The 6,493-nt window shown below is 61.7% G+C and carries 7 protein-coding genes; 2 read left to right on the forward strand and 5 right to left on the reverse strand.

The window, feature by feature from the left end:
• Positions 1-172 precede the first annotated feature (172 nt).
• The 4 genes from J0I64_RS21790 to J0I64_RS21805 all read right to left on the reverse strand — a co-directional run bounded on the left by J0I64_RS21790 (position 173) and on the right by J0I64_RS21805 (position 3,149).
• On the reverse strand, positions 173-670 hold the full coding sequence (locus J0I64_RS21790; RefSeq protein WP_291412258.1) for a carbohydrate ABC transporter permease: 498 nt from the start codon (positions 668-670) through the stop codon (positions 173-175).
• A 27-nt stretch (positions 671-697) separates the two neighbouring features.
• Positions 698-1,072, reverse strand: a complete 375-nt coding sequence (locus J0I64_RS21795) for a hypothetical protein (protein ID WP_291412260.1) — start codon at positions 1,070-1,072, stop codon at positions 698-700.
• Positions 1,072-1,947 (reverse strand): sugar ABC transporter permease, encoded by an 876-nt coding sequence (locus tag J0I64_RS21800; protein ID WP_291412262.1) that lies wholly within the window; start codon positions 1,945-1,947, stop codon positions 1,072-1,074. The genes J0I64_RS21795 and J0I64_RS21800 overlap by 1 nt, the downstream gene beginning before the upstream one ends.
• A gap of 149 nt (positions 1,948-2,096) precedes the next feature.
• A complete protein-coding gene (locus J0I64_RS21805; protein WP_291412264.1) occupies positions 2,097-3,149 on the reverse strand; it encodes a LacI family DNA-binding transcriptional regulator in 1,053 nt (350 codons plus the stop codon).
• A gap of 161 nt (positions 3,150-3,310) precedes the next feature.
• Between J0I64_RS21805 and J0I64_RS21810 the strand changes: the two genes are divergently transcribed.
• Complete coding sequence (locus J0I64_RS21810) at positions 3,311-4,132, forward strand: sugar phosphate isomerase/epimerase (RefSeq protein WP_291412266.1); 822 nt, start codon at positions 3,311-3,313, stop codon at positions 4,130-4,132.
• On the opposite strand, the gene J0I64_RS21815 is transcribed toward J0I64_RS21810, so the two are convergent.
• A complete protein-coding gene (locus J0I64_RS21815) occupies positions 4,122-5,009 on the reverse strand; it encodes a sugar phosphate isomerase/epimerase (RefSeq protein WP_291412268.1) in 888 nt (295 codons plus the stop codon). The two genes, J0I64_RS21810 and J0I64_RS21815, sit on opposite strands and share 11 nt — an antisense overlap.
• Positions 5,010-5,122: 113 nt before the next feature.
• On the opposite strand from J0I64_RS21815, the gene J0I64_RS21820 reads away from it, so the two are divergent.
• The coding region (locus J0I64_RS21820; RefSeq protein WP_291412270.1) for a GMC oxidoreductase at positions 5,123-6,493 on the forward strand (1,371 nt) is incomplete at its 3' end.

The following is a 6,493-nucleotide window of genomic DNA, read 5'->3' on the forward strand; positions in this document are numbered from 1 at the left end:
TGGCCCCCGGCCTTCGCCGGGGTGACAATCGAGATTAGGTCCTCTTTCCCGACCCTCTGTCCTGTCGTCATTGCCCGGCTTGTCCGGGCAATCCAGCGATGCCGCGGCACCCATGGACCACCCGGACAAGCCGGGTGGTGACGACCATCGAGAGTATCGATCGAACCAGGCATCATCCCTTCAGCGCCCCCGACATGGTGCCCTTGGTGAAGTATTTGAGGATGAGCGGGTAGATCGCGAGGACCGGCAGGATGGTGATGAAGATCATCCCGGCCTTCAGGGCGCGGATGTTGATCTGTGCCAGCCCGATATTGTTGTTGGCATTGTTCGCCCCGACGATGGCGATCTTGTCGCCCTCGATCACGAACTGCCTCAGCACCACCTGCAGCGGCCATTTGGTCTGGTCGTTGAGGTAGATCATCGAGCGGAAAAACTCGTTCCAGTGCAGCACGAAATAAAAGAGCGCGATGGTGGCGAGCGCCGGCTTTGCCAGTGGCAGCACGACCATGAAAAAGGTCTGGAACGGATTGGCGCCGTCGAGCTCGGCGGCTTCGAGCAGTTCCTTCGGAATTTCCTCGAAGAAACGCACGAGGATGATCAGGTACCAGGCGTTCACGGCCTTGTAGAGGATCACCGACCAGGGCGAATTGAGCAGGCCCAGCCGCTTCATCAGGAAGTAATCGGGAATGATGCCGGGCTAGAACACGATGGTGACGAGCACCATCAGGAAGATGATCCGCCGGCCCGGCAGCCCCGGCCGCGACAGACCCCAGGCCATGAGCGCGGTGCCCATCACGCCGATGATGACGCTTGTTGTCGTCATCCAGATCGAATTGAACAGCCCGCGCTGCACATTGGGGTGCTGTAAAAGCAGCGTCCAAACATCGAGCGAGAACCCATCGGGAATAATGGAGAGCCCCGAAAAGCCCGCCACCTTGCTCGGATCGGTGAAAGAGAGCGCAAAGAGGTTCAGCAGCGGCTGCAGGGTAAAAACCACCAGCAACAGCAGGGTCGAGACAATGAGCACATATTCCACTCGTTCGAGCGGGCTGCGACGCACCTGGTTGGACATCACCAAACTCCCTTGCCGGTCAGCTTCTTGCTGACGAGGTGCGAGGTGACGACGAGAACCATGCCGATGACGGCCTTGAAGAGGCCCGCGGCCGTGGCGAGCGCATATTCGCCGGTCGAGAGCCCCAGCCGGTAAACGTAGGTGTCGAGAATATCGATGGTCGAAGCGTTGACGTCGTTCTGCATGTTGATGACCTGGTTGAGGTCGGCGCTGAGAAACATGCCCATATTGAGAATGAAGAGCGTCGCGATGGTCGGCACGATGCCGGGAATGGTGACATGCGCAATTTTCTGCCAGCGATTGGCGCCATCCATCTCGGCGGCTTCATAAAGCTGCGGATCGATGGCGAAGATGGCAGCAAGGTATAGAAGGCTGTCCCAGCCGGCCGAGCGCCAGATTTCCGAGATCACCAGCACCCAGCGGATGGTGCCGGTATTGGTCATGTAGCTGATCGGCTGAAAGCCGAGTGCCGTCTGGATCTGGTTGACCGCTCCGTCGGTGGGCGAAAGCAGAGCGATGAACACGCCCGAAATCACGACCCAGGAGAGAAAGTGTGGCAGATAGATTGCCGACTGGATGGTGCCGCGCAGCTTGCCGCTGCGGATTTCATTGAGCAGCAGCGCCACAATGATCGGCACGGGGAAGACGAAGAGGATCTTCATCCCCGAAATGATTAGGGTGTTGGCGAGCACCTGGTAGAAAATCGGCGACGAAAACAGGACCTGAAAGTTCTTCAGCCCGACCCAGATATTGGGCGGAATGATGCGGACCTGCTCGAAAGCCATCTTGGCTTCCCAGATCGGTACATAGTGCCAGATGATGAAGAAGATCAGCCCCGGCGCCATCATCGCGTAATAGGGCCACCACTGTCGCACTTGCGCCCCGAATGAGCCGCTCGATGCTAACAGTCTGCCAACGAATTTACGCTCTTCGCCATTCGCAGTCGCCCCATTTTTGGGAACGTTCCCATTATTGGATACAGCAATACGACCAGCACTTGGTTCTGCCATCAGTCAGATCCTCCCTACCCCGCCAGTTTGCGGGGTTCGCGCGACAGATCGGCGAGCGAAGCCCGATCGATCAGCCGGCAAGGCATATAGACGCGGCCGTGTTCCGGCCGTCCTTCGATTTCGTCGAAAAGGCTTTCCACTGCCCGCACGCCGATATCCCGGCCGGGCTTGGCAATGGTGGTGAGCCCCGGAAAGGTAAAGGCCCCCGAAGGGATACCGTCGAACCCCAGGATCGACACATCTTCCGGGCAGCGCAAGCCGCGCTCGCGCACCGCCATCATGGCGCCGATGGCCATCATATCGTTGGCGGCAAAGACGCAGATATGCCCCAGCCGCGGCCGATCGAGCACCCGCAGCATGGCGAGCCGCCCGCCTTCGAGCGTATATTCACCATCCTCGACAACGAGCTGACCGGGATCGACATCCCGCTCGATGCTGTGCCGCTGCACGGAATTCAGAAAGCGGGTGCGGGCCAGACGCGATTTTGGGCCCACGTTCAGCGTCGGGGCATGGTGCCCCTTGGAGACAAGGTGATCGAGCCCGAGCTGCACGGCCTGGGCAATATCGGAACCCACGCTCGACACATCGGCAAAGCGCTCGGCGCTCGAGCCGATCAGCACGAAAGGCAGGCCGAACTTGTCGAGATCATCGAGCGCATCGGAAACCGGATTGACGATGGCGCCGTCCACACGCGCCCGGCGCAGGGCCCGCAAATGGCTCTCTTCCTTGGCCGGGTCCCAGTCCGAGGAAAAGACCAACAGCGAGACGTCGGCCTCGGCTGCCCGGTCCTGCGCACCACGCGCCACGTCGGCCCAGAAAGGGTTGGCAATATCGGGAATGACGAGGCCCAGCATGCCGGAACGCCCGGAGCGCATACCCACCGCCAGGTGGTTGCGCTCATAGCCCACGGCCTTCGCCGCCGCGAGCACCCGCTCGCGCGTCTCATCGAGAATGCTCTCGGCACCCGCAAGGGCGCGCGCGACGGTGCTTTTCGACACACCAGCCCGCTCAGCCACATCGATGATGGTAGGCCGGCGCTTGCGCAACGGCAGATCCTCCGCGGTCATTTTATCATGACCTCGTGGGAACGTTACCACGCATTCTTCCCAAGTCAAGCGCGTTAACGCAGCCACTGCCAATTCGGCGCCATGTGTACGCATTTCGTGCCTTGGCCAAATCGAGCGACATGCTCTAGCATCCGCCCGAAATTGACAGGTGAGTGTTCGTCTTGACCCAATCCCCACCCCGCCCCATGGCCCGGCTGAGCCTCAAATGGTCCATGATCGAGGAAGAACTTTCCATTGCCGACAAATTCCGGCTGGTCGCCGATCTCGGTTTTGACGGCGTCGAGCTCGACGCCCCCAACGATCTGCCGCTCAAGGAAATTCTCGCCGCCCGCGATGCCACCGGCGTCGCCATTCCCGGCGTCGTCAATTCGGCCCATTGGAAGACCCCGCTGACCGATCCCGACCCGGCCGTGCGCCAAGCCTGCATTGCCGCCTCGATCGAAGCCATGAAGCTCGCAAAAGCCTATGGTGCCGAAACCATGCTGCTGGTGCCCGGCGTCGTCACCGACAAGGCCAGCTACGCCACCGCCTATGACCGCGCCGTCGAGGGCATCGACCATCTGCTGCCCCATGCCGAGGAAATCGGCATTTCCATCGCGCTCGAAAATGTCTGGAACGACTTTTTGCTGAGCCCGCTCGAAGCTGCCCATCTCATCGACGGTTTCGACAATCCCCGGCTCGGCTGGTATTTCGACGTGGGCAATGTCATGCGCTATGGCCGCCCAAGCCACTGGATCGAGGCCCTAGGCCCGCGCATCCTGCGCCTCGACATCAAGGAATATAGCCTCAAGCGCATGAATGCCGAGGGCCCCTGGAAGGGCTTTGACGTCGACCTCGGCGAAGGCGACGTGAATTGGGCAGAGGTCAATCGCAGCCTGTCCGCAATCGGCTACAATGGCTGGGCCTCGGTCGAGGTGCCGGGCGGGGATCGCCAGCACCTCGCCGATGTAAAGGCCCGGCTCGACCGGCTCGTCAGCCTCTGACCTCGGCCAGGAGCCGGCGGATATTCTGGAGCCCAACCTCGCAGCCATAGAGGCTGGGCTCGCCGCCTTCATATTCGAGCGAAACGAAGCCGTCATAGCCCGAGGCGACAACGCTCTCGATCAGCGCCCTTGCATCGAGATCACCAAAGCCGAAAACCGAGCCGCGAATGAACTGGCCGCCCATGGTCTTGAGCCAGCCCGGACCAGGCTCGGCGCGACGCAGGTAAAAATCCTTGAGATGCACGAAGCCGGCATGGGGCAGCCCGCGGCGCGTTGCGACATGCGGCTCCTCGTCGACGCAGAGGAAATTGCCGACATCGAGCGTAAATCGGAAATTGGGATTGCCGACGGCATGGATCAGCCGCAGCACCCGCTCGCTCGAATTCATGAAGAAGCCGTGGTTCTCGACGCTGGTGACAACCCCACGCGCCGCACCGAATTCGGTGACCTCGCGGCTCGCGGCGACGATTGCTGCAAACTCGCGCTCGAACTCGTCCGTCGTCTGCGGCCGCAGGTGCCACGGCACCACATCGTGGCGCAAAAAGCCCGCATTGAAGCGGTTGCAGAGCTCGACATAGCGCTTCACCCTGTCGATTTCGCTGCGCCGTTCCGCCTCCGGCGCGATGAAGTTGGCCGCCATGCAAAAACCGGAAACCGGGATATTGGTGCGTGCCGAAGCCGCTTCCAGGCGCTGCAGCGTCTCCTCGTCGCTGGCGAGATCGTAGGTCTGTTCCGACCCCGGCTCGGCAAAGGAGAAGGTGGCGATTTCGAGGTGCTCGGCGCCATGGGCCTGCAACCAGTCGAACAGGGTTTCGATGGTCAGCCGGCCATCCGCCAGGAGGGGACGAAAGCTGTAGGAGGAAAGACCCAGTTTCACGGCGAACACTCCAATTTTCTAAATATTGCAACAGCCGTCATTCGTGGCTTTACATACCAATCTAAACCATTAATACCAATTACATACCAGCACAGTTTGGATGGATGATCCTCATGTCCGCACAATCCGCCGATGTCGTCATTATTGGCAGCGGTCCGACCGGTAGCGCCTATGCGCGGGTAATCCGCCGCGATTGGCCCCAAGCGCGTATCGTGATCGTGGAGGCGGGGCCGCAGATCCTGCCCCAGACCGGCGGGCATCTCGACAATGTCGCCGATCTCGGCGAACGCGCCGAGCTTGAAGTGCTGGCCCAGGGCGGCGACCGTACCCCGCGCCTTTCCATCAGCAAGGAAGAGTGGGAAGCGCGCCGCGCCGGCGGTTTCGATGCCTCCTTCCTCCGTCGCTCGGGCCTCTTCATCGCCAATGAAGGCGACCCCAGCGAAAACCTCTTTGCCGGCTTTGCCGCGGCCAATGTCGGCGGCATGGGCACCAAATGGTCGACCGGCACGCCGACCCCGTCTGAGGCTGAACGCATCCCCTTCATTCCTGCCGAAGAATTCGAATTGGCGCTCGGCGTTGCCGAAGGCCTCCTTGGCACCAACAAGGACCCGCGCGCTGGCGACGTCAGCGCCATTGCGCTGCGCGAAAAGCTCGGCGAGACTTTTAATGGTGGCCGCAGCGCCGACCGCACGGTGCGCGCCATGCCGCTCGCCGCCACGCCCACCGCCGATGGCCTCCGCTATCACGGCACCGACGTGGTTCTCGGGCCGCTCGTCGAAGAACCCGCCGAGAGCTTCGAAATACTCTCCGAAACCATCTGCCGCCGCGTCGTCCATGAAAATGGCCGCGCCACCGGCGTCGAGCTGGTGAAAGCGGGCGAAGACAAGCCGTGGTTCCTCGCCGCCGGCACGGTGGTCGTCGCCTGCGATTCGCTCCACACCCCGCAACTCCTCTTCGCCTCCGGCATTCGCCCCAAGGCGCTGGGCCGCTATCTCAACGACCATTTCATCATCTCGCAGATGGCCGAAATGCGCGACGAGCCGCCGATGCGCGCCATGAACTGGATTCCGGCCACCAATGACTTCCCCTTCTCGGTGACCATCCACGCCACCAGCCTCTCTTCGATGGAGCGCACGCCCGATTTCACCGGCCAGCCGGTCGGCATGGGCGTTTTCTGCCCCACCGATCTCGATCCGGAAAACCGCGTTGAGTTCGACGAGAACAAGCTCGATTGGCGTGGCCTGCCCTCGATCTCGATCAAGTGGAAGCCGTCCGACGCCGACCGTGCCCGGGTCGAGGAGGCCAAGAAAGTCGCCCTGCGCATCGCCGATATCATCGGCCGCCCGGCCCCCGGCTTTGCTACCATCATGCAGCCGGTGGGCAGTTCGCTGCACTACCAGGGCACGATCCGCATGGGCGAGAGCAATGACGGCACCAGCGTATGCGACCGCAATAGCCGCGTCTGGGATTTCGACAATCTCTAC

Source organism: Devosia sp. (genome assembly GCF_017307565.1).
Taxonomy (GTDB): domain Bacteria; phylum Pseudomonadota; class Alphaproteobacteria; order Rhizobiales; family Devosiaceae; genus Devosia.

Bases quoted from the DNA above. Each gene is read 5' to 3' on its own strand.
- J0I64_RS21795 (WP_291412260.1), bottom strand. From the start codon at position 1,072: ATGTCCAACCAGGTGCGTCGCAGCCCGCTCGAACGAGTGGAATATGTG.
- J0I64_RS21790 (WP_291412258.1), bottom strand. From the start codon at position 670: ATGAAGCGGCTGGGCCTGCTCAATTCGCCCTGGTCGGTGATCCTCTAC.
- J0I64_RS21805 (WP_291412264.1), bottom strand. From the start codon at position 3,149: ATGACCGCGGAGGATCTGCCGTTGCGCAAGCGCCGGCCTACCATCATC.